At 69.7% G+C, this 23,519-nt stretch carries 21 protein-coding genes and 1 riboswitch; of the genes, 10 read left to right on the forward strand and 11 right to left on the reverse strand.

Annotated features, from left to right (window positions below):
* Positions 1-12: 12 nt before the first annotated feature.
* The 4 genes from fabB to BWR60_RS17640 all read left to right on the forward strand — a co-directional run bounded on the left by fabB (position 13) and on the right by BWR60_RS17640 (position 3,206).
* A complete protein-coding gene (gene fabB / locus BWR60_RS17625) occupies positions 13-1,230 on the forward strand; it encodes a beta-ketoacyl-ACP synthase I (protein ID WP_088152331.1) in 1,218 nt (405 codons plus the stop codon).
* Positions 1,227-2,057, forward strand: coding sequence for an enoyl-ACP reductase FabI (fabI, locus tag BWR60_RS17630; protein WP_088152332.1), 831 nt, complete (start codon positions 1,227-1,229; stop codon positions 2,055-2,057). Before fabB ends, fabI begins: the two co-directional genes overlap by 4 nt.
* Before the next feature lie 182 nt (positions 2,058-2,239).
* Positions 2,240-2,536 (forward strand): hypothetical protein, encoded by a 297-nt coding sequence (locus BWR60_RS17635; protein ID WP_144445654.1) that lies wholly within the window; start codon positions 2,240-2,242, stop codon positions 2,534-2,536.
* Between the two features lie 94 nt (positions 2,537-2,630).
* Positions 2,631-3,206, forward strand: coding sequence for a pyridoxamine 5'-phosphate oxidase family protein (locus BWR60_RS17640; protein WP_088152334.1), 576 nt, complete (start codon positions 2,631-2,633; stop codon positions 3,204-3,206).
* A gap of 213 nt (positions 3,207-3,419) precedes the next feature.
* On the opposite strand, the gene BWR60_RS17645 is transcribed toward BWR60_RS17640, so the two are convergent.
* The 3 genes from BWR60_RS17645 to BWR60_RS17655 all read right to left on the reverse strand — a co-directional run bounded on the left by BWR60_RS17645 (position 3,420) and on the right by BWR60_RS17655 (position 7,197).
* Complete coding sequence (locus BWR60_RS17645) at positions 3,420-4,709, reverse strand: cystathionine gamma-synthase family protein (RefSeq protein ID WP_088152335.1); 1,290 nt, start codon at positions 4,707-4,709, stop codon at positions 3,420-3,422.
* 63 nt (positions 4,710-4,772) lie between these two features.
* Complete coding sequence (gene cydB / locus BWR60_RS17650; RefSeq protein ID WP_275542389.1) at positions 4,773-5,801, reverse strand: cytochrome d ubiquinol oxidase subunit II; 1,029 nt, start codon at positions 5,799-5,801, stop codon at positions 4,773-4,775.
* 4 nt (positions 5,802-5,805) lie between these two features.
* Positions 5,806-7,197 (reverse strand): cytochrome ubiquinol oxidase subunit I, encoded by a 1,392-nt coding sequence (locus BWR60_RS17655; RefSeq protein WP_088152336.1) that lies wholly within the window; start codon positions 7,195-7,197, stop codon positions 5,806-5,808.
* Positions 7,198-7,399: 202 nt separating this feature from the next.
* Between BWR60_RS17655 and BWR60_RS17660 the strand changes: the two genes are divergently transcribed.
* Complete coding sequence (locus BWR60_RS17660; RefSeq protein WP_088152356.1) at positions 7,400-8,194, forward strand: HesA/MoeB/ThiF family protein; 795 nt, start codon at positions 7,400-7,402, stop codon at positions 8,192-8,194.
* Positions 8,187-8,594: a DsrE/DsrF/DrsH-like family protein gene (locus tag BWR60_RS17665; protein WP_088152337.1), complete on the forward strand. Its 408-nt coding sequence runs from the start codon at positions 8,187-8,189 to the stop codon at positions 8,592-8,594. Before BWR60_RS17660 ends, BWR60_RS17665 begins: the two co-directional genes overlap by 8 nt.
* A 157-nt stretch (positions 8,595-8,751) precedes the next feature.
* On the opposite strand, the gene BWR60_RS17670 is transcribed toward BWR60_RS17665, so the two are convergent.
* On the reverse strand, positions 8,752-9,363 hold the full coding sequence (locus BWR60_RS17670; RefSeq protein ID WP_088152338.1) for a hypothetical protein: 612 nt from the start codon (positions 9,361-9,363) through the stop codon (positions 8,752-8,754).
* 293 nt (positions 9,364-9,656) lie between these two features.
* Here BWR60_RS17670 and BWR60_RS17675 point away from each other — a divergent pair, with 293 nt between their 5' ends.
* Positions 9,657-10,733, forward strand: a complete 1,077-nt coding sequence (locus tag BWR60_RS17675) for an efflux RND transporter periplasmic adaptor subunit (RefSeq protein WP_179221821.1) — start codon at positions 9,657-9,659, stop codon at positions 10,731-10,733.
* A 4-nt stretch (positions 10,734-10,737) separates the two neighbouring features.
* A complete protein-coding gene (locus BWR60_RS17680) occupies positions 10,738-13,920 on the forward strand; it encodes an efflux RND transporter permease subunit (RefSeq protein ID WP_088152340.1) in 3,183 nt (1,060 codons plus the stop codon).
* Between the two features lie 273 nt (positions 13,921-14,193).
* Here the strand turns inward: BWR60_RS17680 and BWR60_RS17685 are convergent, their stop codons facing one another.
* The 7 genes from BWR60_RS17685 to BWR60_RS17715 form a co-directional block, all read right to left on the reverse strand.
* On the reverse strand, positions 14,194-14,595 hold the full coding sequence (locus BWR60_RS17685; RefSeq protein WP_088152341.1) for an SH3 domain-containing protein: 402 nt from the start codon (positions 14,593-14,595) through the stop codon (positions 14,194-14,196).
* 118 nt (positions 14,596-14,713) lie between these two features.
* The gene (metZ, locus tag BWR60_RS17690) at positions 14,714-15,928 is read right to left on the reverse strand and encodes an O-succinylhomoserine sulfhydrylase (RefSeq protein ID WP_088152342.1); all 1,215 of its coding nucleotides are present in this window, start codon (positions 15,926-15,928) and stop codon (positions 14,714-14,716) included.
* Between the two features lie 43 nt (positions 15,929-15,971).
* Positions 15,972-16,048, reverse strand: a riboswitch (SAM riboswitch).
* Positions 16,049-16,159: 111 nt separating this feature from the next.
* Entirely contained in the window at positions 16,160-16,603 is a 444-nt protein-coding gene (locus BWR60_RS17695; RefSeq protein ID WP_144445655.1) for an SET domain-containing protein-lysine N-methyltransferase, read from the reverse strand.
* A 56-nt stretch (positions 16,604-16,659) separates the two neighbouring features.
* Positions 16,660-17,139: a GNAT family N-acetyltransferase gene (locus tag BWR60_RS17700; protein ID WP_088152344.1), complete on the reverse strand. Its 480-nt coding sequence runs from the start codon at positions 17,137-17,139 to the stop codon at positions 16,660-16,662.
* A gap of 2 nt (positions 17,140-17,141) precedes the next feature.
* A complete protein-coding gene (locus tag BWR60_RS17705; protein WP_088152345.1) occupies positions 17,142-18,011 on the reverse strand; it encodes an ABC transporter permease in 870 nt (289 codons plus the stop codon).
* Positions 18,008-18,958, reverse strand: a complete 951-nt coding sequence (locus BWR60_RS17710; RefSeq protein WP_088152346.1) for an ABC transporter permease — start codon at positions 18,956-18,958, stop codon at positions 18,008-18,010. The genes BWR60_RS17705 and BWR60_RS17710 overlap by 4 nt, the downstream gene beginning before the upstream one ends.
* A gap of 52 nt (positions 18,959-19,010) precedes the next feature.
* Positions 19,011-20,513: an ABC transporter substrate-binding protein gene (locus tag BWR60_RS17715; RefSeq protein ID WP_088152347.1), complete on the reverse strand. Its 1,503-nt coding sequence runs from the start codon at positions 20,511-20,513 to the stop codon at positions 19,011-19,013.
* Between the two features lie 177 nt (positions 20,514-20,690).
* Between BWR60_RS17715 and BWR60_RS17720 the strand changes: the two genes are divergently transcribed.
* The gene (locus tag BWR60_RS17720) at positions 20,691-22,295 is read left to right on the forward strand and encodes a serine hydrolase (protein WP_179221822.1); all 1,605 of its coding nucleotides are present in this window, start codon (positions 20,691-20,693) and stop codon (positions 22,293-22,295) included.
* Between the two features lie 62 nt (positions 22,296-22,357).
* Entirely contained in the window at positions 22,358-23,458 is a 1,101-nt protein-coding gene (locus BWR60_RS17725) for an anhydro-N-acetylmuramic acid kinase (protein WP_088152349.1), read from the forward strand.
* Positions 23,459-23,519: the final 61 nt, after the last annotated feature.

A 23,519-nucleotide genomic window follows, 5' to 3' on the forward strand; every position in this document is an offset into this window, starting at 1 on the left:
CGGAGAATGACCATGCGACGCGTCGTCGTCACCGGGCTCGGCATCGTGTCGAGCCTCGGCAACAACCAGGATGAAGTCGCGGCCAGCCTGCGCGACGGCCGCTCCGGCATCGTCGCGGCGCCGGAGTACAAGGAGCTGGGCTTCCGCTGCCATGTCCACGGCACGGTGAAGCTGGACCCGGCCGACCATGTCGACCGGCGCATCCTGCGCTTCATGGGCCCGGGCGCGGCCTACAACTACATCGCCATGGCCCAGGCCATCGCCGATGCCGGCCTCGAGGAGAGCGACGTCTCGAACGAGCGCTCCGGCCTGATCATGGGCTCCGGCGGGCCGTCGACCTCGAACCAGGTCGACGCGGCGGACATCACCCGCGAGAAGGGGCCGAAGCGCATCGGCCCCTACATGGTGCCGCGCTGCATGTCGTCGACCAATTCGGCGACGCTGGCGACGCCGTTCAAGATCAAGGGCGTCAACTACTCCATCTCCTCCGCCTGCTCGACCTCGGCGCATTGCATCGGCAACGGCGCGGAGCTGATCCAGTGGGGCAAGCAGGATATCGTCTTCGCCGGCGGCGGCGAAGAGCTGCACTGGACCCTGTCGGTGCTGTTCGACTCGATGGGCGCCTTCTCCTCACGCTTCAACGACACGCCGGAGCGCGCCAGCCGCGCCTATGACCGCGACCGCGACGGCTTCGTCATCGCCGGCGGCGGCGGCACCGTGGTGCTGGAGGAGCTGGAGCACGCCCGCGCCCGCGGCGCCAAGATCTATGGCGAGCTGGTCGGCTACGGCGCCACCTCGGACGGCTACGACATGGTCGCCCCGTCGGGCGAAGGCGCGGTGCGCTGCATGCGCCAGGCGCTGGCCACCGTCGACGGGCCGGTCGACTACATCAACACCCACGGCACCTCGACCCCGGTCGGCGACGTCACCGAGCTGGGCGCGATCCGCGAGGTGTTCGGCGACAAGGCGCCGAAGATCAGCTCGACCAAGTCGCTGTCCGGCCATTCGCTCGGCGCCGCCGGGGTGCATGAGGCGATCTACAGCCTGCTGATGATGAAGCACGACTTCATCGCCGCCAGCGCCAACATCGAAAATCTCGACCCGGCCGCGGAGGGTTTCCCGATCGTGCGGCAACGGATCGACAATGCCGGGCTGACCACCGTCCTCTCCAACAGCTTCGGCTTCGGCGGGACCAACGCGACGCTCGCCTTCAAGCGGTACGCTGCATGACCACCACTTCGACCGAACGCCGCGACGGCCTGATGGCCGGCAAGCGCGGCCTGATCATGGGCGTCGCCAACAACCACTCGATCGCCTGGGGCATCGCCTCGACTCTGGCGCGCGAGGGGGCCGAGCTGGCCTTCACCTACCAGGGCGACGCCTTCCGCAAGCGGGTCGAGCCGCTGATCCAGTCGATCGGCGCCAGCTTCCTGGCGCCCTGCGACGTCGAGGACGAGGACTCGATCGCCGCCCTGTTCGACCGGCTGGGCAAGGAATGGGGGTCGATCGACTTCCTGGTCCACGCTATCGCCTATTCCGACAAGGAAGAGCTGAAGGGCCGCTACCTCGACACCACGGCCGAGAATTTCAGCCGCACCATGCGGATCAGCTGCTACAGCTTCACCGCGCTGGCGAAGCGGGCGGCGGCGATCATGCCGAATGGCGGCAGCCTGCTGACGCTGACCTATCTGGGCGCCGAGCGGGTGATGCCGAACTACAACGTCATGGGTGTGGCCAAGGCGGCGCTGGAGGCCAGCGTGCGCTACCTGGCGGCCGATCTGGGCCCGCAGGGGATCCGGGTCAACACCATCTCGGCCGGGCCGATGCGCACCCTGGCCGGCAGCGCCATCGGCGACGCCCGCTACGTGTTCCGCTTCAACCAGCAGAACAGCCCGCTGCGCAAGAACGTCACCCTGGACGAGGTCGGCGGCGCCGCCCTCTACCTGCTGGGGCCGCTGTCGACCGGCGTCACCGGCGAGGTGCACCATGTCGACGCCGGCTACCACGCCATCGGCATGCCGGCCGCGCCGCGCAACAGCGAGGCGGCGGAGGCGTAATCCGCCTCCCACACTATCGACCCGTCATGGCGAGCCCCGATGGGGCGTGGCCATCCAGGGCCGCTCGCACCGGCCCCTGGATGGCCATGTCGGCTTCGCCTCCTCGCCATGACGAAAAAAGGCCGTGAGCGGACTTCGTAGGCCGCTGATATGATGCCCGCCGGCGGACCATGGGGCTGGCCATGAGGCATGCGACGGCTTTGCGGATCATCGGCGGGATCGCGATCGCGGCCTGCCTGGGTCCCGGCGCGCCGTCCCGGGCGGCCGAGAAGCCGACCCCGGTCGACGAGATGGACTCCTACAGCATCATCTGCACCGGCCCGCATGGCCGGATCGTGTTCTCGACCTCCGACGCCTATGGCGTCTCGGTCGACCCGAGCGGGACGGTCTACACCTACCGCACCGGCTGGCTGTCGGACCGCACCTACACCTATGTCCGGGGCGACGACGTCTCCTGCGTGATCCGGCCCAGCCGCTGACACGGCCGGGGACAGCCCAGACCTGCGCCCCGTCCGGTTGAGCCGGCCGCGGCGCCTCGGCTACGCTTCCCGCCGGTCCGCGGAAGGAGACGCCATGGCCAAGCAGTTCCCGGAGATCTCGCCGGCCCTGCGGGAGTTCATCCTGCGCCAGCGGGTGTTCTTCACCGCCTCCGCCGCCGCGACCGGGCGGGTCAATGTCTCGCCCCGCGGCACCGACATGCTGCGGATCCTGGGGCCGAACGCCGCCGTCTATCTCGACCTGACCGGCAGCGGCAACGAGACCGCGGCGCATCTGCGCGCCACCGGCCGGCTGACCCTGATGTTCTGCGCCTTCGAGGGCGCGCCGATGATCCTGCGGCTGTACGGCGCCGGCCGGGTGCTGCGCCGCGGCGGCCCCGACTACACCCGCCTGCTGGAGGCGGAGTATGGCGGCGAGGAGCCGGTCGGCGCCCGGCAGATGGTGTGGCTGGACATCGACCTGGTCCAGACCTCCTGCGGCTTCGGCGTGCCGCTGTTCGACCATGTCGGCGAGCGGCCGACCCTGGCGCGCTGGGCCGAGGCCAAGGAGAAGCAGGAGGGGCTGGAGGCCTATCGCCGCCTCAAGAACACGCACAGCATCGACGGGCTGCCGACCGGCCTGTTCGAGGAGGATCCGGCGGAGGCCGTGTGACGCCGGCTGGCTTCGCGTAGCCTCTCCCGCAAGCGTGACCTTTCAGCATTCCCAGAACCGTCATTGCGAGCGTAGCGAATCCATCCAGGGGCCGGTTCGCGCTGGCCCCTGGATGGATTCGTCGGCTTCGCCTCCTCGCAATGACGGCGAGGGATCAAGCGGTATGAAAAGGTCCCGCAGGCGGGAGAGGCTACGCAAAGAGCAGCGAGCGGTTCACTCCCCGGCGGCCGCCAGGGCTTGGGTCAGGTCGGCGACCAGGTCCTCGACATGCTCGATGCCGATCGAGACGCGGATGGTGGCGTCGGAGATGCCGATCCGCTCCCGCGTCTCCTTCGGCACGCCGGAATGCACCGTGGTCGCCGGGTGGCAGACCAGCGATTCGGTGCCGCCGAGGCTGACCGCCAGCTTGAAGATGCGCAGCGCGTTGAGGAAGCGGAAGGCCTCGGCCTCGCCGCCCTTGATGTCGAAGGAGAAGGTCGTGCCGGCGCCGGTGCATTGCCGGTCGAGCACCGCCCGCTCCGGGCTGCCTTCCGGCAGCAGCGCCGGGTAGTAGACGCGCGCCACCTGCGGATGCTCGGCCAGGAACCGGGTCACGGTCTCGGCGTTGCGGCAGGCCGCGGTCATGCGCAGCGACAGCGTCTCCAGCGACCGCGCGATCATCCAGGCCGAATGCGGATCCAGCTGGGTGCCGATGGCGCCGCGCAGCAGCTTGACCTGCCGGATCTGGTCGCGCCGGCCCAGCACCGCGCCGGCCACCAGGTCGCTGTGGCCGCCGACATATTTGGTCAGCGAATAGACCACGATGTCGGTGCCGTGCTTGATCGGCTTCTGGAAGATCGGACCCAGGAGGGTGTTGTCGCAGACCACGACCGGGGTGTGGCCCTGCTTCGCCCCGATCTCGTCGGCCACCGCCCGCACCAGCTCGAGATCGACCAGGGTGTTGAGCGGGTTGGACGGCGTCTCGACCAGGATCACCGAGACCCGGCCCTTGGCCATCGCCTCCTCCGCCGCCTTGCGCACCACGGCGCCGTCGACGCCGTCGGGAAATCCGACCGCGCCGATCTGGAACGGCGTCAGGGTGCGGGCCACCAGCGTCTCGGTGCCGCCATACAGCGGCTGGCTGTGCAGGATCACGTCGCCCGGCCGGGCGAAGGCCAGCAACGTCGTCGCGATCGCCGACATGCCGCTGGAGAAGATGCCCGCGGCCTCGGCCCCCTCATAGATCGCCAGGCGGTCCTCGACGATCTCGCTGTTCGGGTGGTTGAAGCGGGAATAGACCAGCCCGGCATCGGCGCCCGGCTTCGGCTCGCGCCGGCCGGCGGTGTAGTCGAAGAAGTCGCGGCCTTCCTCGGCCGATTTGAACACGAAGGTCGAGGTCAGGAACACCGGCTGCTTGACCGCGCCCTCCGACAGGGTGGGGTCATAGCCGTAGCCGAGCATCAGCGTCTCGGGGTGCAGCTTGTGGTTGCCGATGCGGTCCTTGCGGTAGCCCGATCCGGCCATGGGAGTTCTCCTGGATGGTGTTGGCGCGGAGACTACCCCGGATCGCCCCGCGGCAACCATGGCTCAGTGATCGTACCCCTCGCCAGCCTTCACCTTCCCGCGGAACACCCAGTAGGCATAGGTGGTGTAGACCAGGATCAGCGGGATCAGGAAGGCGACGCCGATCAGGAGGAACAGCTGCGACGAGGCCGGGGCGGCGACGTCCCAGATGGTCAGGTCGGGCGGCACCACATGCGGCCACAGGCTGATGGCCAGGCCGGTGTAGCCGAGCACGAACAGCGCCATGGTGTAGAGGAACGGCCCGTAGTCGGAGCCGCGCTGCAGCGACAGCCACAGCCGCCAGGCGAACAGCACCACCAGGATCGGCACCGGCGCGAACCACAGCGTGTTCGGCCAGGTGAACCAGCGATCGGCGATCGACCGGTCCAGGAACGGCACCCACAGGCTGACCACCGCCATGAAGAACAGCACGCCGAGCAGCAGGCGGATGGTGGCGTCGCGGGCCCAGCCCTGCAGCGTGCCCTCGGTCTTCATCACCAGCCAGGCGGCGCCGAGCAGGCCGTAGCCCAGCACCAGGGCCACGCCGGTCATCAGGCTGAAGGGCGAGACCCAGTGGAACGCCCCGCCGGTGAAATGGCCGTCCGACACCGGGAAGCCCTGGACGAAGGTGCCCAGCACCACGCCCTGGAAGAAGGTGGCCAGCAGACTGCCGCCGGCGAAGGCCACGGTCCATAGCCACTTGCTGGTGTGGGCCTTGAACCGGAACTCGAAGGCGACGCCGCGGAAGATCAGCCCCATCACCATGAAGGTGATCGGCAGGTACAGCGCCGGCAGGATGATCGAGAACGCCACCGGGAACACCGCCAGCAGCACCACGCCGCCCAGCACCAGCCAGGTCTCGTTGCCGTCCCAGATCGGCGCGACCGAGTTCATCATCAGGTCGCGGTCCTCCTCGGTGCGGGCCCAGGGGAACAGGATCCCGACGCCGAGGTCGAACCCGTCCATCAGCACATACATGAAGACGCCGACGGCGGCGATCGCGGCCCAGATCAGGGGCAGGGCATTGGCGATGGTCCAGACATCCGGTGTCATGGCATCACTCCCGGGATTCGAAGGAGGCGTCGGGCAGCGAGAACGGCCGCGCCGGGGTCTTGAATGGCTCCTCGCGGTCGGATTCCGGCGCTTCCGGCCCGATCCGCACCAGCTTGACGATGTAGTAGACGGCGGAGCCGAGCAGGATGGCGTAGACCAGGACGAACAGCGCCAGCGACAGCAGCACGCTGCCGCCGCCGACCGGCGACATCGCGTCGGCGGTGCGCAGGATGCCGTTCACCACCCAGGGCTGGCGGCCGATCTCGGTGGTGAACCAGCCGGCGATCACGGCGACGAAGCCGGAGGGCAGCATCAGCACCATGAAGCGCTGGAACCAACGGCTGTCATAGAGCCGCCCGATCGCGCGCAGCCACAGGCCCAGCAGCGCGGCGCCGAGCATGAGGAAGCCGAGGCCCACCATGATCCGGAAGCTCCAGAACACGATCGCGACCGGCGGCCGGTCCTGGACCGGAAACTCCTTCAGCCCCTGCACGGTGCCGCCCCAGCTATGGGTCAGGATCAGCGAGCCGAGATGCGGGATCTCGAGCACGAAATCGTTCTTCTCGCCACTCTGGTCCGGCCAGGTGAACAGGATCAGCGGCACGTCGCCGCTGGTCTCCCAATGCGCCTCGATCGCCGCCAGCTTGGCCGGCTGGTGCTCGCGCACCTCCAGCCCCGCCTGGTCGCCGATGAAGATCTGCAGCGGCGCCAGCACCGCGATCAGCCACAGCCCCATCGAGAAGGCCAGGCGCGACTCGAGGACGCTGCGGCCGCGCAGCAGGTACCAGGCCGAGGCGCCGACGATGGCGAAGGCGGTGGTCAGGTAGGCCGCCGTCACCGTGTGCAGGAAGCGCACCGGGAAGGACGGGCTGAACACGATCTGCAGCCAGTCGGACGGAACCAGCGTGCCGTTCGCCACCTCGTAGCCCGCCGGGGTGTGCAGGAAGGAGTTGGCCGACAGGATCCAGAAGGCCGAGATGGCGGTGCCGACCGCCACGGCGGCCGTGGCCCCGAAATGGACGATGCGCGGCACCTTGTCCCAGCCGAACAGCATGATGCCGAGGAAGCCGGCCTCGAGGAAGAAGGCCGTCACCACCTCGTAGCCGAGCAGCGGTCCGAGGATGCTGCCGCCGGCCCGAGTCAGCCCGCTCCAGTTCGTGCCGAACTGGTAGGTCATGACGATGCCGGTGACCACGCCGACCCCGAAGGAGACGGCGAAGATCTTGATCCAGAACTTGTAGAGCGTCCGGTACTCCGCCCGCCCCGTCTTCAGATACAGGCCTTCCAGCACCGCCAGCCAGCTGGCGATGCCGATGGTGAAGGCCGGGAACAGGAAGTGGAAGGAGATGACGAAGGCGAATTGGAACCGGGACAGGAGGACTGGATCGAGATCCATGACAATTCTCCTTCGGCAACCAGCCTGGCAGCGGTTGCCTTATTTCTTGGCTCGGAAAGAATATGCCACAGAACAGCGACAGATTTCACGAGCGGATGACGTGCCACAAGGCCTCAGCCGGGCGACACGTCGCAGCGCAGCGAAGCGGCCCGGCATGCTAGGGCTGTTCCTTCCCCCGGAGCGGAGGGCTATGCTCGATCCCATGAGCTTCACCGACGCCCAGATCAAGCGCTATGCGCGCCACATCCTGCTGCCCGAGGTCGGCGGCAAGGGCCAGCAGAAGCTGCTGGAGGCCCGGGTGCTGGTGATCGGCGCCGGCGGCCTCGGGTCGCCGCTGCTGCTCTACCTCGCCGCCGCCGGGATCGGCACCATCGGCCTCTACGACGACGACCTGGTCGAGCTGTCCAACTTGCAGCGCCAGGTGGTGCACGACACCACCACGCTGGGCCAGCTGAAGGTCGACAGCGCCATCCTGCGGCTGCAGGCGCTGAACCCGGAGGTCAGGGTCGAGCGCTTCGCCGAGCGGCTGACCGCGGCCACGGCGCTGGAGCGGATCGCCGCCTTCGACATCGTGGTCGACGGCAGCGACAACTTCGCCACCCGCTACCTGCTGAACGACGCCTGCTATCTGGCCAAGCGGCCGTTGGTCTCGGCCGCGATGCTGCGCTTCGAGGCGCAGCTGTCGACCTTCAAGGCGCATCTCGGCGACCCGCACCCCTGCTATCGCTGCCTGTTCCCAGCGCCGCCCGACCCGGGCACCGTGCCCAGCTGCTCCGAGGCCGGGGTGTTCGGCGCCCTGCCGGGCGTGCTGGGGTCGATGCAGGCGATCGAGACGATCAAGGAGATCCTGGGCATCGGCGAGGGCCTGTCCGGCCGCCTGCTGCTGTACGATGCGCTGGAGGCGCGGCTGCGCGAGATCGCCCTGCCGCGCGACCCGGACTGCCCGCTGTGCGGTGCCAATCCTTCGATGACCGACCTGTCGCACCACCATGGCTGACGGGCCTGCGGGCATCGGCGCGCTGTCGATCGTGGTGTTCGACGGCCGCTTCGACCGGGTGCACTACGCGCTGGTGCTGGCCAGCGCCGCCGCCGCCACCAACCGCCGGGCGACGCTGTTCTTCACCGGCCGGGCGCTGCGGGCGCTGCTGCCCGAGGGCTGGCGCCGGCTGGACGGCGACGCCGAGGCGCAGGAGGCCGGCTTCGCGTCGCGCCGGGTCGCGACCTTCGCCGAGCTGCTGGAGGCCTGCCAGGCCCTCGGCGTCCGCTTCATCGCCTGCGAGATGGGGCTGCGCGCGCTGGATCTCGCCCCGGCCGACCTGGCCGTCCAGGCCGAGATCGCCGGCGTCGTCACCCTGCTGGCCGAATCGCCGCGGGACGGCCAGATGCTGTTCATCTGACCCGGTCCGGTCGAGAGACCGTTTGGAAATGCGCTGGCGTGAGTCGGCTGGTGGTGGTTTCGAGAACCGGCGCGCAGCGGACGTTTGAGTCTGTGAGCACCGGAAGCGCAGAAACCGCCATCAGACGGCCGCGCCAGTAGCATTTACAGGCGGTCCCTCAGGACACAGGCACGCGGAACAGGAAGGCCGGCGCCGAGGTCAGCCGGTCGCTGCGGCTGCCCGACGGGCCGTTGGTCGAGATCTGCACCGTGCGCGCGTCTTCGGCCAGCGGGCCGGCGAAGACGAAGCTGGCGGTCACCCGCGACCGGGCGCCGATCTGCACTTCCGGATTGTCGGCCGGCGGCATGAAGGGATGGGCGCGGCCTCGGTCGTCCACCAGCACCAGGCTGCCGCCGCGGTTGAGCGACATGGACCGGTCGGACAGGTTGTCGATGCTGGCCGCGACGATGATGCTGTCGGCCCGGTAGGTGATGCTGGTCAGCGTCATCGCCACGCCGTTCGGATGCGCCTGCTGCTGCTCGAGCCGGACGGTGCGGCCGGGCTCCTGCGCGGACGGGGCGACGGAGGTTGCCGGCGCCGCCTGCGGAGCCGGAGCCGGTGTCGTCAAGGGCAGCTCCGGCCGCGAGGGCAGCCCGGGCGCGACCAGCGGCTGGGCCGGGGTCGGGGTCGACGGCGCGCGCGGGGGCTGCGTCAAATCCAGACTCTGCGCCCGGGCGGCGGTGGACGCCGCCAGGACGGCCAGCACGATGCAAATCGGCCGGAATGTCATCAGGGCCTCCCGATCTCCATTGTTCGTTCAACCCGTGTTTGGACCTGCGGTTCCGAAGTCAAAAGTATCCGCAAGATGCTTTCCCGATAACAAAACAATGATACGGTGGGCCGATTCGGCGCGACCTGCGCGTAAGCCCTTATTGTTCTCTCTGGATCAAAGCCGAAGGAGATAGGCCAATGATGTCGGGATCCCGGACCGCGCGTCCCTACCGCGTATCCGCCATCGCCATCGGCCTTCTGTTCCTTGCCGGCTGCAACGAATCTTCCGAGAAACAGGCGCAGGCGCCGCAGATGCCGCCGCCGGCCGTCGGCGTCGTCACCGCGGCCAAGCGGCCGGTGGCCGAGGGCGTCACCTTCGTCGGCCGGGTCCAGGCGATCAACAAGGTCGACCTGGTGGCCCGGGTCGAGGGCTTCCTGCAGCAGCGCAACTACACCGAAGGCCAGGAGGTGAAGGCCGGCAACCTCCTGTTCGTGCTGGAGAAGGACACCTACCAGGCCGCGGTCGACCAGGCCCAGGCCAATCTTTCCAGCGCCCAGGCCAATGCCGACAACGCCAAGCTGCAGGCCGACCGCGCCCGCGACCTGATCAAGAACCAGAACGTCTCGCAGGCCACGCTGGACGACCGCATCGCGGCCGAGAAGTCGGCCAACGCGGCGGTGCAGCAGAACCAGGCGGCGCTGGAGCAGGCGAAGATCAATCTCGGCTACACCCAGATCGCGGCCCCCTTCGACGGCCGCGTCGGCATCTCCACCTTCAGCGTCGGCGCGCTGGTCGGGCCCTCGAGCGGCGCCCTGGCCACCATCGTCAGCCAGGATCCGATCTACGTCACCTTCCCGGTCAGCGACCGCTTCATCCAGGACGTGCAGCAGGCCAGCGGGTCCGGCAGGGTCGAGCCGCAGGACGTGGTGGTGCACCTGACCCTGGCCAACGGGTCGCAATACCCGGAGAGCGGCAAGATCGACTTCACCGACGTCAAGGTCGACCAGAACACCGACACGCTGCTGGTGCGGGCCGTCTTCGCCAACCCGAACCGCATCCTGACCGACGGGCAGTACGCCCGGGTGACGGCGGAGCGGAAGAACCCGGTCGAGGCGCTGGTGATCCCGCAGCGCGCGATCCTGACCGACCAGACCGGCAGCTACGTGCTGGTGGTGGGCCAGGACAAGAAGGCGGCCGCCAAGCACATCACCACCGGCGCCAACCAGGGGGCCGACGTGGTGGTGCAGCAGGGGCTGAACGACGGCGACGTCGTCATCGTCGACGGGGTGCAGAAGGTGCGCCCGGGCCAGGAGGTGAACCCCGCCCCCGCCGCCGACCCGGCGCCGTCGGGCGCAGGACAGGCGCCGGCCAAGCCGGCGGGGAACTGACCCCATGCTGTCCTCGATCTTCGTCGATCGCCCCCGCTTCGCGATCGTCATCGCCATCGTCATCACGCTGGCCGGGCTGATCGCGATCCGCAGCATCCCGATCGCGCAGTTCCCCGACATCGTGCCGCCGCAGGTCTCGGTCAGCGGCGCCTATCCGGGCGCCAGCGCCGCCGTGGTCGAATCGACCGTGGCCCAGCCGATCGAGGCCCAGGTCAACGGCGTCGACAACATGCTGTACATGTCGTCGACCAGCGGCAGCGACGGCTCCTACTCGCTGACCGTCAGCTTCGCGGTCGGCACCGACCCGGACATCAACACCGTCAACGTCCAGAACCGCGTGGCGCTGGCCGAGCCGAAGCTGCCGCAGGAGGTCTCGGCCCAGGGGCTGACGGTGAAGAAGCAGTCCTCGGCGATCCTGCAGCTGGTCACCATCTATTCGCCGGACAAGAGCCAGGACGGGCTGTTCCTGAACAACTACGCGATCATCAACCTGATCGACGCGCTGGGCCGCGTGCCCGGCGTCGGCCAAGCGTCGCTGTTCGGCACCCAGAACTACGCGATGCGGATCTGGTACAGCACCGATTCGCTGACCAGCTTCGGCCTGACCCCGAACGACATCGTCACGGCGGTGCAGAGCCAGAACGTGCAGGCCGCGGTCGGCCGGCTGGGCGCCCAGCCGATGCCGGACGACCAGCAGATCCAGGTGACGCTGCAGACCCTGGGCCGGCTGACCGACGTCAAGCAGTTCGAGAACATCATCCTGCGCGCCAACCCCGACGGGTCGGTGGTGCGGCTGAAGGACGTGGCGCGGCTGGAGCTGAACAGCCAGTCCTACGACACCACGGGCCGGCTGAACGGCGCTCCGGCCGCGGTGATCGGCATCTTCCAGTCGCCCGGATCGAACGCCGTCGCCGCCGCCGAGGGCGTGCGGGCGGAGATGGACAAGCTGAAGGCCCGCTTCCCCGCCGGCGTCGACTACAAGGTCACCTACGACACCACCGTCTTCGTCAGCGAGACGATCAGCGAGGTGATCAAGACCCTGCTCGAAGCCTTCGTGCTGGTCGCGATCGTGGTGTTCGTGTTCCTGGGCAACCTGCGGGCGACGCTGATCCCGATCATCGCCGTGCCGGTGTCGCTGATCGGCACCTTCGCCGTGCTGCTGGTGCTGGGCTTCTCCGCCAACACCATCTCGATGTTCGCGATGATCCTGGCGATCGGCATCGTCGTCGACGACGCCATCGTCGTGGTCGAGAATGTCGAGCGGGTGATGGCCGAGACCGGCCTGCCGGCCCGGGAGGCGACCAAGCAGGCGATGCGCGAGATCACCGCGCCGATCATCGCCATCACCCTCGTCCTGCTGTCGGTGTTCGTGCCGGTCGGCTTCATCCCGGGCATCACCGGCGAGCTGTATTCGCAATTCGCCGTCACCGTGTCGGTGGCGATGCTGATCTCGGCCCTGAACGCGCTGACGCTGAGCCCGGCGCTGTGCGGCGTGTTCCTGAAGCCGCACCAGCCCGGCCACCGCCCCGGCCTGTACGGCCGGATCATGGGCCGCGTCTCCGGCGGCATCGACAAGGTGCGCGACGGCTATGCCTGGATCGTCGCCCGGCTGGTCCGGATGGCGGTGCTGTCGATCGCGCTGGTCGCCGCCTTCGGCGGGCTGGCCTGGCTGATCAACAGCGCCACGCCGACCGGCTTCCTGCCGGAGGAGGACCAGGGCCTGTTCTTCGTCGAGATGAAGCTGCCGCCGGCCGCCGCCGTCAGCCGCACCACCCAGGTGACGGAGCAGGTCGAGGCGCTGGTCAAGGACATCCCCGGCGTCGCCGACATCACCGGCGTGGTCGGCCGCAGCTTCATCGATGGCCTCGCCGAGCCGAACGCCGCCTTCCTGGTGGTGTCGCTGAAGCCGTTCGAGGAGCGGGTGGCGCAGGGCATCACGGTGTTCGACGTGATCCGCCAGGTGGCGATCCGCACCGCCGGCGTGCGCGACGCGCTGATCATCCCGCTGAACCTGCCGCCGATCATCGGCCTCGGCACCGCCGGCGGCTTCCAGTACCAGCTCGAGGATCTGGAGGGCAAAAGCCCGAACGAGCTGGCGTCGGTGGCGCAGGGGCTGGTGGTGGCCGCCAACCAGACGCCGGGTCTGACCCAGGTGTTCACCTCCTACAACGCCAACACGCCGCAGATCTTCCTGAACCTGGACCGCGAGAAGGCGCAGACCCTGGGCGTCGGCATCAGCGCCATCTTCAATGCGCTGCAGGCGACGCTGGGCGGCTTCTACATCAACGACTTCAACCTGTTCGGCCGCACCTGGCAGGTGATCGCCCAGGGCGAGGCGAACGACCGGCGGACGGTCGACGACATCTACCGGATCTATGTCCGCTCATCGTCCGGCCAGATGGTGCCGATGCGGTCGCTGGTCGATGCCCAGCAGCAGCTGGGGCCGCTGTTCATCACCCGCTACAACAACTACCGCGCGGTCAGCATCCTCGGCAGCGCCGCGCCCGGCGTCAGTTCCGGCCAGTCGCTGGCGGCGATGACCCAGGCCTCCACCGCCACCCTGCCGCCCGGCTACGGCTTCGAATGGACCGGCACGGCGCTGCAGGAGCTGCAGGCGGCCGGCCAGACCGGCTTCATCCTCGGCCTCGCCGTGCTGTTCGCCTATCTGTTCCTGGTGGCGCTGTATGAGAGCTGGTCGATCCCGATCGGCGTGCTGCTGTCGGTCACGGTCGGCGTGGTCGGCGGCCTGGCGGCGCTGTGGATCGCCGGGCTGTCGAACGACGTCTACGCCCAGATCGGCATCATCGTGCTGATCGCCCTGGCCAGCAAGAACGGCATCCTGATCGTCGAGTTCGCCAAGGCCAAGCGCGAGGAGGGGTCGTCGATCACCGACGCGGCGATCGAGGGCGCCCGGCTGCGCTTCCGGCCGGTGATGATGACCAGCTTCGCCTTCATCCTGGGCCTGGTGCCGCTGGTGACGGCGGCGGGCGCAGCCGCGGCCAGCCGGCGCGGCGTCGGCACCTCGGTGTTCGGCGGCATGATCGCGGCCTCGGCGGTCGGCATCTTCCTGATCCCGATGCTGTACGTCACCCTGCAGCGTGTGCGCGAATGGGTGCATGAGAAGCTGCTGGGCGGCTCGATCGCGCCCAAGCCCCGGACCGAGGCGCCGAGCACGCCGGCCGAATGACGAAGGGCGGCTCCCGCGGGAGCCGCCCTTTCTCTTTTGCTGCCAGAGCATGACCGTTTCGGGTCGAATCACGCTGATTGCCTCTCCCGCAAGCGAGACCCCTTCAGATTACTCACCGTCATTGCGAGGAGGCGAAGCCGACGAAGCAATCCAGGGGCCGGTGCGCATTGGCCCCTGGATCGCTTCGCTGCGCTCGCAATGACGGTTTGGGAATTCTGAGAGGCAATCTCAGCGCGATCCCTGCACCGTGATCCGTCCCGATATCACCCGGCGCTAATGCGCCCAGCGGCCGCGGTCGTGGTACCAGGGCCGGCCGCGGTAGTAGTTGTCCCAGTACGGGCCGGCGTCGAAGGTGATGACCGGCACGCCGATCCGTGGGGCGACGTCGACGATCACCCGCCGGCGCCGCTCGAAATCCGCCGCCAGGAAGCGGCCGGGCGCCCAGCCGCGGTCGGGACCGATGCCGATGTCGCACCAGGCCCAGCCGCCGAGGCAGCCGAAGATCTGCACCGGCACGCCCGGCCGCACCCTTGCGACCGTCGGATAGTCGGCGCTGGGGCCGGCGCGCAGCCGCACCGACGCGGTGGTGTAGCCCGGCGCGGCGTTGGCCGCCGTCGCCGTCAGGGCTGTCATCGCCAGCCCGGCCGCAGCCGCCAGGGCGAGCTTCCATCTCATGATCGAACTCCAGGGAATGGATCCCCCTTCGTCCGCTTCAACGCGGCCGGGCCGGAATCCGGTCGCCGGGATCAGGGGGCGCGGCGCCTTGCCTCACCCCGTCTCACCCCGCCGCCCTTCACCCCACCCGCTTCGCCGCATCCAGGCCGCGGGACAGGTCGCGCTCCAGGTCCTCGATCCCTTCGAGCCCGATCGACAGGCGCACCAGCCCCTCGGTGATGCCCATGGCGGCGCGGTCCGCCGCCTCCATCGCCCGGTGGGTGGTGGTGGTCGGGTGGGTGGCAAGCGACTTGGTGTCGCCGAGATTGTTCGAGATGTCGACCAGCCGCAGCGCGTTGAGGAAGGCGAAGGCCGCCGCCCTGCTGCCCAGGTCGAGCGAGACCAGCGTGCCGCCGTTCTTCATCTGGCGCTTCGCCAGCGCGTGATGCGGATGGCTCTCCAGCCAGGGATAGCGCACCGCCTTCGCGGCCGGATGCGCCTCGATCAGCTGCGCCAGGCGGTGGGCGCTGGCGACCTGGCGTTCGACCCGCAGGCCCAGCGTCTCCAGCCCCTTCACCAGCACCCAGGCGTTGAACGGCGACAGGGCCGGGCCGGTGTGCCGGTAATAGGGCAGGAAGTCGTCGTTGAGGAACTTCCTGTCCGCCAGCACGGCGCCGCCCAGCACCCGGCCCTGGCCGTCGATATGCTTGGTGGCGGAATAGATCACCACATCGGCGCCGAGCTCGAGCGGCTTCTGGCCCAGCGGCGTGGCGAAGACGTTGTCGATGAACACCTTGGCGCCGGCGGCATGGGCGATCTTCGCCACCGCGGCGACGTCGACCAGGTCCAGCGTCGGGTTGGCCGGCGTCTCCAGGAACACCGCCCGGGTGTTCGGCCGCATCGCCGCCTCCCAGGCCGCGAGATCGCCGCCATCGACGAAGGTGGTGGTGATGCCGTAGCGCGGCAGGATGGTGCCGAGGATGACGAAGCAGGAGCCGAACAGCGCCCGGCTGGCCACCACATGGTCGCCGCCGCGCAGATGGCAGAACAGGGCGGTGAACACGCCCGACATGCCGCTGGCGGTGACGTGACAGCCCTCCGCCCCTTCCAGCAGGGCCAGGCGCTGCTCCAGCACCTCCAGCGTCGGGTTGCCGTAGCGGGAATAGACGAAGCCCGGCTCGTCGCCGGTGAAGCGCGCCTCGGCCGCCTCGGCGCTGTCATAGACGAAGCCCGAGGTCAGGAAGATCGCCTCGGAGGTCTCGCCATAGGGCGTTCGTCGGACGCCGCCGCGGATCAACGCGGTCTCGGGGCCGAATTCGTCTTCGCTCGGCTGGGGGGCTTCGTATCGATCCATTGCACCGACTCCTCGACCCGACCGGGAGGCGGCTGCGTGCGGGACCTGCGCGCACCCGACCTTTTAGCGGAGATTAACGTGGCCGCAAGCCGGTCGGCTCAAATCACCACGGGGCCGCGTCGAAGGCGACCGATGCAAGACTTATCGGCAAAACGGCGATCGGGCAATGCGTTTTCCCTGCGGCAACGGCGCCCCAGCCCTGCACCGGCCGATTCCCGACAGGCACCCCGATCAACCGACCACGTGCAGCGTCCGGCTCTTGCCGCCGCGGATCCGGTCCGCGGCACCGGCCCCCCAGCCATAGTCCAGCACCAGCTCCTGCCCCGGCTCGACCGGCCGGATGGCGCGGAAGGTCAGGGTCTTCGCCGCCACGTCGATCTCGACATCGATATTCGGTGAGTCGCTGGCGTTGAACAGGCTGCCGACGCCCAGGCTGACGGCCCGCGGCCGCCCCTCCTCCGGCCAGGCGTAGACATAGTCGTCGAGGATCGTCGCCTCGCAGCGGCGCCAATCCTCCTGGTCCAGCAGCAGAACCGGGTTGCGGCAGATGACTTCGCCGCGGGCGAAGCGCCGCGTGGCGAACACCCCTCTTCCAGCCGCCGCGACCTTGCGGACGGCAACCCCCTTGTCGTCCGGTGTCATTCCTTGCGGCGGCTCGTCGGTGGATCGGATCATGGCGGCGAGGCTGCCCGCCCCGCCGATCAAAATTCCATCGGGATCAGGGCCGCCGGTCAGCCGCGATCCTCGGCCAGGGTGTAGAGCACGAAGGGCAGCTCAAGCCCCTCATAGAGCCGGCGATACTCCCGGCACAGGCGGAAGCCGCGGGATTCGTAGAAGCCGCGGGCGAGCCGGTTGTGGGCGAAGCTCTCCAGCGTCCGGCAGCCGCGGGCCACGGCGTCGGACAGCAGCGCGGTACCGACCGACCGGCCCTGCGCCGCCGGGTCGACGAACAGCATGTCGAGATGCGACCCGGTCATCAGCGAGAAGCCGAGCGGCATGCCCTCCGCATCCACGGCGATGCGCAAATCGGGCAGCCGCGCGGCGAAGCGGCGGGCGAAATCCTCCGGCCGCTTGCGGTCCAGGATCGTGGCCGGGAGGATATGCTCGAAGGCGGCGCGGGTGCTGCGCCAGGCCACCTCCGCCAGGGCCGGCAGGTCCGCCGCCACCGGCGGCCGGACCGTCACCGCCTTGGCCATCGTCGTATCATCCATGATTATCCGGCGCCCCGAAGCCTGGGATCGAGGGCGTCGCGCAGCCCGTCGCCCAGCAGGTTGAAGCCGAAAGACGCCAACAGGATGGCAAGGCCGGAGAAGATCGAATCCCAAGGGCTCAGCAGCAGGTAGCCGCGCGCCTCGGCCAGCATGCGGCCGAGCGACGGCGTCGGCGGCTGGGTGCCGAGGCCGAGGAAGGACAGCGACGCCTCGACCAGGATGGCGGTGGAGAGCGACAGGCTGGCCTGGACCAGGATGACGCTGGCCAGGTTGGGCAGCACGTGGCGCAGCAGCACCCGCCCCTCCCCCGCCCCGATGGCGCGGGCACCCAGCACATACTGGCTGCCGGCCACCACCAGGGCCGGGCCGCGCAGGAGGCGGGCAAAGACCGGGATGTAGACCACGCCGATCGCCAGCGCCGTGGTCGTCGCCCCCGGCCCGAGCATGGCGACGATGCCGATCGCCAGCAGGATGATCGGGAAGGCGAACAGGATGTCCATCAGCCGCATCCCGGCGCGGTCGAGCCAGCCGCCGCGCAAAGCCGCGGCCACGCCCAGGCTGCCGCCGATGACGAGCGCCAGCAGCACCGCGCTGGCCGAGGCGGCGAGCGAGGCGCGATAGCCGTAGAGGATGCGCGACAGCACGTCCCGGCCGAACTGGTCGGTGCCGAGCCAGGCGGCGGCGCTCGGGCCTTTCATCCGCCGGATCACATGCTGGGCCAGCGGGTCGTCCGGCGCGATCCACGGCGCCAGCAGCGCCGCCGCGACCTGCAGCAGCACCAGCGCCCCGCCGATCCAGACCAGCGGGTGCCGCGGCGCCGCGATGCGGCGTCGCGACGGTGGGGCCAGGGTCTCCGGCAGCGGTGCGGTCATCTGAGGCCGATCCGCGGGTCGAGCGCTGCGTAGAGCATGTCGGTGACGAAGTTCACGACCACGAATCCGGCGGTGACCAGCAGGATCGCCGCCTGGATCAGCGGGTAGTTCCGCTCCGCGATCGCGCCCAGCATCAGCCGGCCGAGCCCCGGCAGGGCGAAGACCTGCTCGACCACGATGGCGCCGCCGAACAGGTAGCCGGCGGAGATGCCGAGCGCGGTGACGAAGGGGATCATGGCGTTGCGGAAGGCATGGTGGAACACCACCGACCGCTCGCTGACGCCCTTGGCCCGGGCGGTGCGGATATAATCCTGCCCCAGCGCGTCGAGCATGGCGGAGCGGACGATGCGCGACAGCGAGGCCAGCACCGGCACGGCCAGGGCGATCGTCGGCAGCAGCATGCGCTGCAGGTTGCCGACCGGGTCATCGGCCAGCGGCACGAAGCCGATCGCCGGGAAGGCCGGGAACACGCCGTGGAACAGGTAGATCAGCAGCGCCCCGAGCCAGAAGGACGGCACGGTGACGCCGGCGATGGTGACGACGCGCACCAGGTAGTCGCGGGCGGAGTTGCGGAAATAGGCCATCAGGCAGCCGGCCGGCACCGCCAGCGCCACCGACACGGCCAGCGCCAGCAGCGTCACCTCGATGGTGACGCCGATCCGGGCCGCGATCTCCTCCAGCACCGGCCGGCCGGTCCACAGGCTGGTGCCGAGATCGCCGGTCAGCAGCCCGCCGAGCCAGGCGAGGTACTGCGTCACCAGCGGCTGATCGAGGCCGAGGCGCTGGCGCAGCGCCGCGATCCGGTCGGGCGTCACCTCGCTGTTGGCGCCGAGCATGATCTGCACCGCGTCGCCGGGGATCAGCCGGATCATCAGGAAGGCGACGACCGAGACCCCGAACAGCACCACCAGCAGGTCGAGCAGCCGCCCGGTCAGGAAACGGGCCATGCCTGCCTCTGGTCCGGCCATTGCCTGAAGAGTCCCCCCGCGCGTACCCCTATCACCTCTCCACCGCCGTCTGCCGCAGCGAGCGGGTGGAGCGGTTGCCGGTGATCTCGTAGCCGGTCACGCCGTCGCGCACGGCGGTGAACAGCTGGCCGTAGACCAGATGCGCGATCGGCCCGTCGCAGGCCAGGCGCTTCTGCAGGTCGGCATAGATCTCCTTGCGCTTGGCCGGGTCCAGCGTCGTCCGCCCCGCGTCGAGCAGCGTGTCGACCTCGGCGTCCGAATACTTGAACACGTTGGTCGAGCCGCCGGTGCGGAAGGTGCGGAACATGTAGCCGTCCGGGTCGGCGACGCCGCCATTGATCGAGGCGAAGAGCTGGAAGTTGGAGTTGCGCCAGTCCTGGATGAAGGTGCCCTGCTCCTGCACGTTCAGGGCGATGTCGAAGCCGGCGGCGTTGAGCTGGGCCTGCACCACCTGGGCGACGTCGACCACGTTCTGGTTCGAGCCCAGCACCTTCAGCTCGGCCTTCAGCGGCAGGGCCACACCGGCCTCGGCCAGCAGCGCCTTCGCCTTCTCCGGGTCGGCGGCGTAGCAGGGGTAGTCCGAGACCGGCAGCGCCCAGTCCTTGAGCGCCGGCGACAGCGGCCCGCCGGGCTGGCCCTTGCCGAAATAGGCGGCCTCGACGATCTGCGACCGGTCGATCGCGGTGTTCAGCGCCTCGCGCACCTTCGGGTTGTCGAAGGGCGGCTTCGACACGTTCATGCCGACCAGCGTGTAGGACAGGTCCGGCGTCTCCAGCAGGGTGACGCCGGGCGTGCCCTGCAGCGTCGCCGCCGTGGTCGGGTCGACATTCGGCAGCATCTGGTAGGTACCGCCGGAGATGCCGACCTGCCGGGTCGAGGCCTCGGGCACGATGTTGATCTTGACCGCGTCCAGCTTCGGCAGGCCCTGCTGCCAATAGCCGTCGACCTTGGCCAGCAGCAGATAGGTGTCCGGCACCCATTCCTTCAGCGTGAACGGGCCGGTGCCGTCGGTCTTGCGCTGCAGGTCGATGCCGCCGGTCGCCGCCGCGGCGGGGACGATCACGATCGCAGTCAGGTTGGCGAGGAAGGGGGCCGAGGGCGTCGTCAGCGTCACCGTCACCTGGCGGTCACCGGTCGCCTCGACCGACTTCACCATGTCGATGCGGCTGGCATAGGGCGAGCCGGTCTTGGGGTCGCGCACCCGGGCGAAGCTGGCCGCGACGTCGGCCGGCGTCACCGGCGACCCGTCATGGAACTTGGCGCCCGGACGCAGAGTGAAGACATAGGTCAGCCCATCGGGCGAGACGGTCCAGGATTCGGCGAGCTCCGGGACCACCTTCAGGTCCTTGTCGACCGCGGTCAGCCCTTCATAGACCGCGCCGTTGACCAGCACCGTGGCGAAGGAGGTGGCAACATGCGGGTCCAGGCCCACCGGCGACTGGTCGGTCGCGACCTCCAGCGTCTGCGCCGCCGCCAGCGACCCGGCAAGGACTGCCGCCACCGCCGCCGACACTGCCAGCGACGCCCGAATCATCCGCCCCATCTCCAGCCCCCCTCTGTTGATTGGGGCCAGTAAGGCGCGTTCGCCGGGCAAGGTCAATCGATCGGGCATCGGCCGGCGCTTGGTTCCGCTTTGACGGCGACGGGCCGGTTCGTGGTAACAATGTTTTCAGTATCGGAAATTTTCATGCGCGATTTTCAGGAGGGATTGATGATCAGCCGGCAGCTCCGGGCCAGCGGCATGCCATCGGCCGCACCAGTTACACCAGCAGGCACGACCCGGCGGCGCATCGCCACCGCGGCGCTCGCCGTCCTCGCTTTGGCCGTCGCCGGCCCGACCGCACGGGCCGCGGAGAGCGGGACGCCGATGGACACGCGGATCCAGGCGCTGCAGCCCGAGCTCGACTCCTATGTCACGGCCGGCATGAAGGCGTTCGACACGCCGGGCCTGGCCATCGGCATCGTCAGCGGCGACAGGCTGGTCTATGCCCGCGGCTTCGGTGTGCGCAGCAAGAGCAAGGGCGGCGCTGTCGGGACGCGCACCGTGTTCCAGATCGGGTCGACCACCAAGGCCTTCCTCGCCGCCACCCTGGCGATCGCCGTGGATCGCGGCAAGCTGCGCTGGGACGACCGGATCGTCGACCTCGACCCGGAGTTCCAGCTGAAGGACCCCTGGGTGACGCGCGAGTTCCGGGTCTTCGACCTGCTCGCCCAGCGCTCCGGCCTGCCGCCCTACGCCAATGATTCGCTCGGCATCCTCGGGCTGGACGAGGCGGCGCTGATCCGGTCGCTGCGCAATGTCGAGCCGGTGTCGAGCTTCCGCTCCACCTTCGCCTACACCAACATCACGCATTTGCTGGCCGGCCGCATCGTCGCGCGCGGCGAGGGCGCCGCGGACTGGAACGCGGTGCTGCGCCAGGACCTGCTGGAGCCGCTGGGCATGGCCGAGACGTCGACCACCGCCGAGGCGATCGAGGCCGCGCCGGACCACACCCAGGGCCATCGCTGGACCCCCGACGGCACGGTCGAGGTGCCGTTCACGCCGATCTTCCCCTACGCCTTCGGCGGCGCCGGCGACATGAACTCCACCATCGAGGACATGGCGCATTGGCTGCGCCTGCAGCTGCGCGACGGCAGCTTCGACGACCGCCGCATCGTGTCGGTGGACAACATGGCGGCGACCCGTACCGCGCGGGTGGGCATCACCGACAAGGCCTATTACGCGATGGGCTGGGTCGGCGTCCTGACCCCGAACGGCCGCGTCATCTGGCACAATGGCGGCACCCCGAGCTTCGGCGCCTATGTCGGCTTCGTGCCGGAGAAGGATGTCGGCGTCGTCGTCCTGACCAATGAGGAGAATGTCGGGTTCCCCGACGCCGTGGGCGCCTGGGTGCTGGACCGCCTCCTCGACAATCCGCGGGTCGACCATGTCGCCACTGCGCTCGACGCGGCGAAGGCCCGGTTCGCCGAGGCGGCGAAGGCCTTCGTGCGGCCGGCGAATCCGCAGCCGGCCCTGCCGCTGGCGCCCCTGGCCGGCCCCTATGCCGAGCCGAGCCTGGGCAAGGCCACGCTGCGCCCGGACGGCGACGGCGCGGTGCTGGAGCTGCAGGAGGGCGGCGCCGCGCTGCAGCTGGAGCCGTGGGACGGCAGCGTCTTCACCATCCGGCAGCTTCCGGTGGGCCGGTTCGCCGCCATCGTCGCGAACAGCGGCCCCAGCCCGAGCGGCTTCGCCCAGTTCCAGATCGACACAAACGGCACAACGCCGCTGCTGCGCCTGACCATCGAGAACCAGTCCTACATGTTCCGGCGCGAATAGGAGGTCCCGCCCGGCCCGCTTCGGCGCTATCGTCCCTGACGAATCAAGCGGGGAGACCAAGCATGCCCGGAGCCCGGCGCACCGCGATCGGCCTGATGAGCGGCACCTCGATGGACGGGGTCGACGTGGCGGTGATCGAGACCGACGGCGAGACCGTCTTCGCCCGCGGCGCCGCCTCGACCACGCCCTACACCGACGATGTGCGCGACGCCCTGCTGGCGGTGGCGCGCGACCCGGGCCGGGCCGAGCACGAGGCGCTGGCGGATCTCTCCGCCGCCGTCACCGACCTGAACGCCGCCGCCGTCCGCCGGCTGCTGGACGAGGCCGGGCTGGCGCCGGAGCAGATCGACGTGGTCGGCATGCACGGCCAGACCATCCTGCACCGGCCGGAGCGGCGCTTCACCCGGCAGCTGGGCGACGGCGCCCGGCTGGCCGCAGCGCTGGGCATCCCCTGCGTCAACGATTTCCGCTCCGCTGACGTCGCCGCCGGCGGCCAGGGCGCGCCCTTCGCGCCGCTGTACCACGCCGCCTTGGCCAAGGGCCTGCCGCGGCCGCTGGCGGTGCTGAATCTCGGCGGCGTCGGCAACGTCACCGTCATTGAGGATGCGGCGATCACCGCCTTCGACACCGGCCCGGCCAGCGCCATGATCGACGACTGGGTACAGCGCCACACCGGCGCCCGCTATGACGAGGACGGGCGGATCGCCGCCGGCGGCCGCATCGCCGAAGACCGGCTGGCCGCGCTGATGGCCAACCCCTATTTCGACGCGCCGCCGCCGAAATCGCTGGACCGCAACGACTTCCCGATGGCGGCGGTGGACGGGCTGTCGCTGGCCGACGGCGCCGCCACCCTGGCCGCCTTCACCATCGCCTCCGTGGCCGCGTCGCGCCGGCACTTCGCCGCGGCGCCCGGCCGCTGGCTGGTGACCGGCGGCGGCCGGCACAACGGCACGCTGATGAACGGCCTGCGCCAAGCGCTGGGCGTGCCGGTCGACCCGGTCGAGGCGGTGGGCTGGGATGGCGACGCGCTGGAGGCCCAGGCCTTCGCCTTCCTCGCCGTGCGCTCGCTGGACGGGCTGCCGCTGAGCCTGCCGACCACCACCGGCGTGCCCCGGCCGATGACCGGCGGGGTGCTGCACCGGCCGCTGACCCGCGCGGCGTGAGCGCCTTGCTGATCGCCACTCGTTCTCGAGTCCCCCCTCCCCTCGCGGGAGGGGGGACTCG

The organism is Inquilinus limosus (assembly GCF_002195995.1).
Classification (GTDB): Bacteria; Pseudomonadota; Alphaproteobacteria; order DSM-16000; family Inquilinaceae; genus Inquilinus; species Inquilinus limosus_C.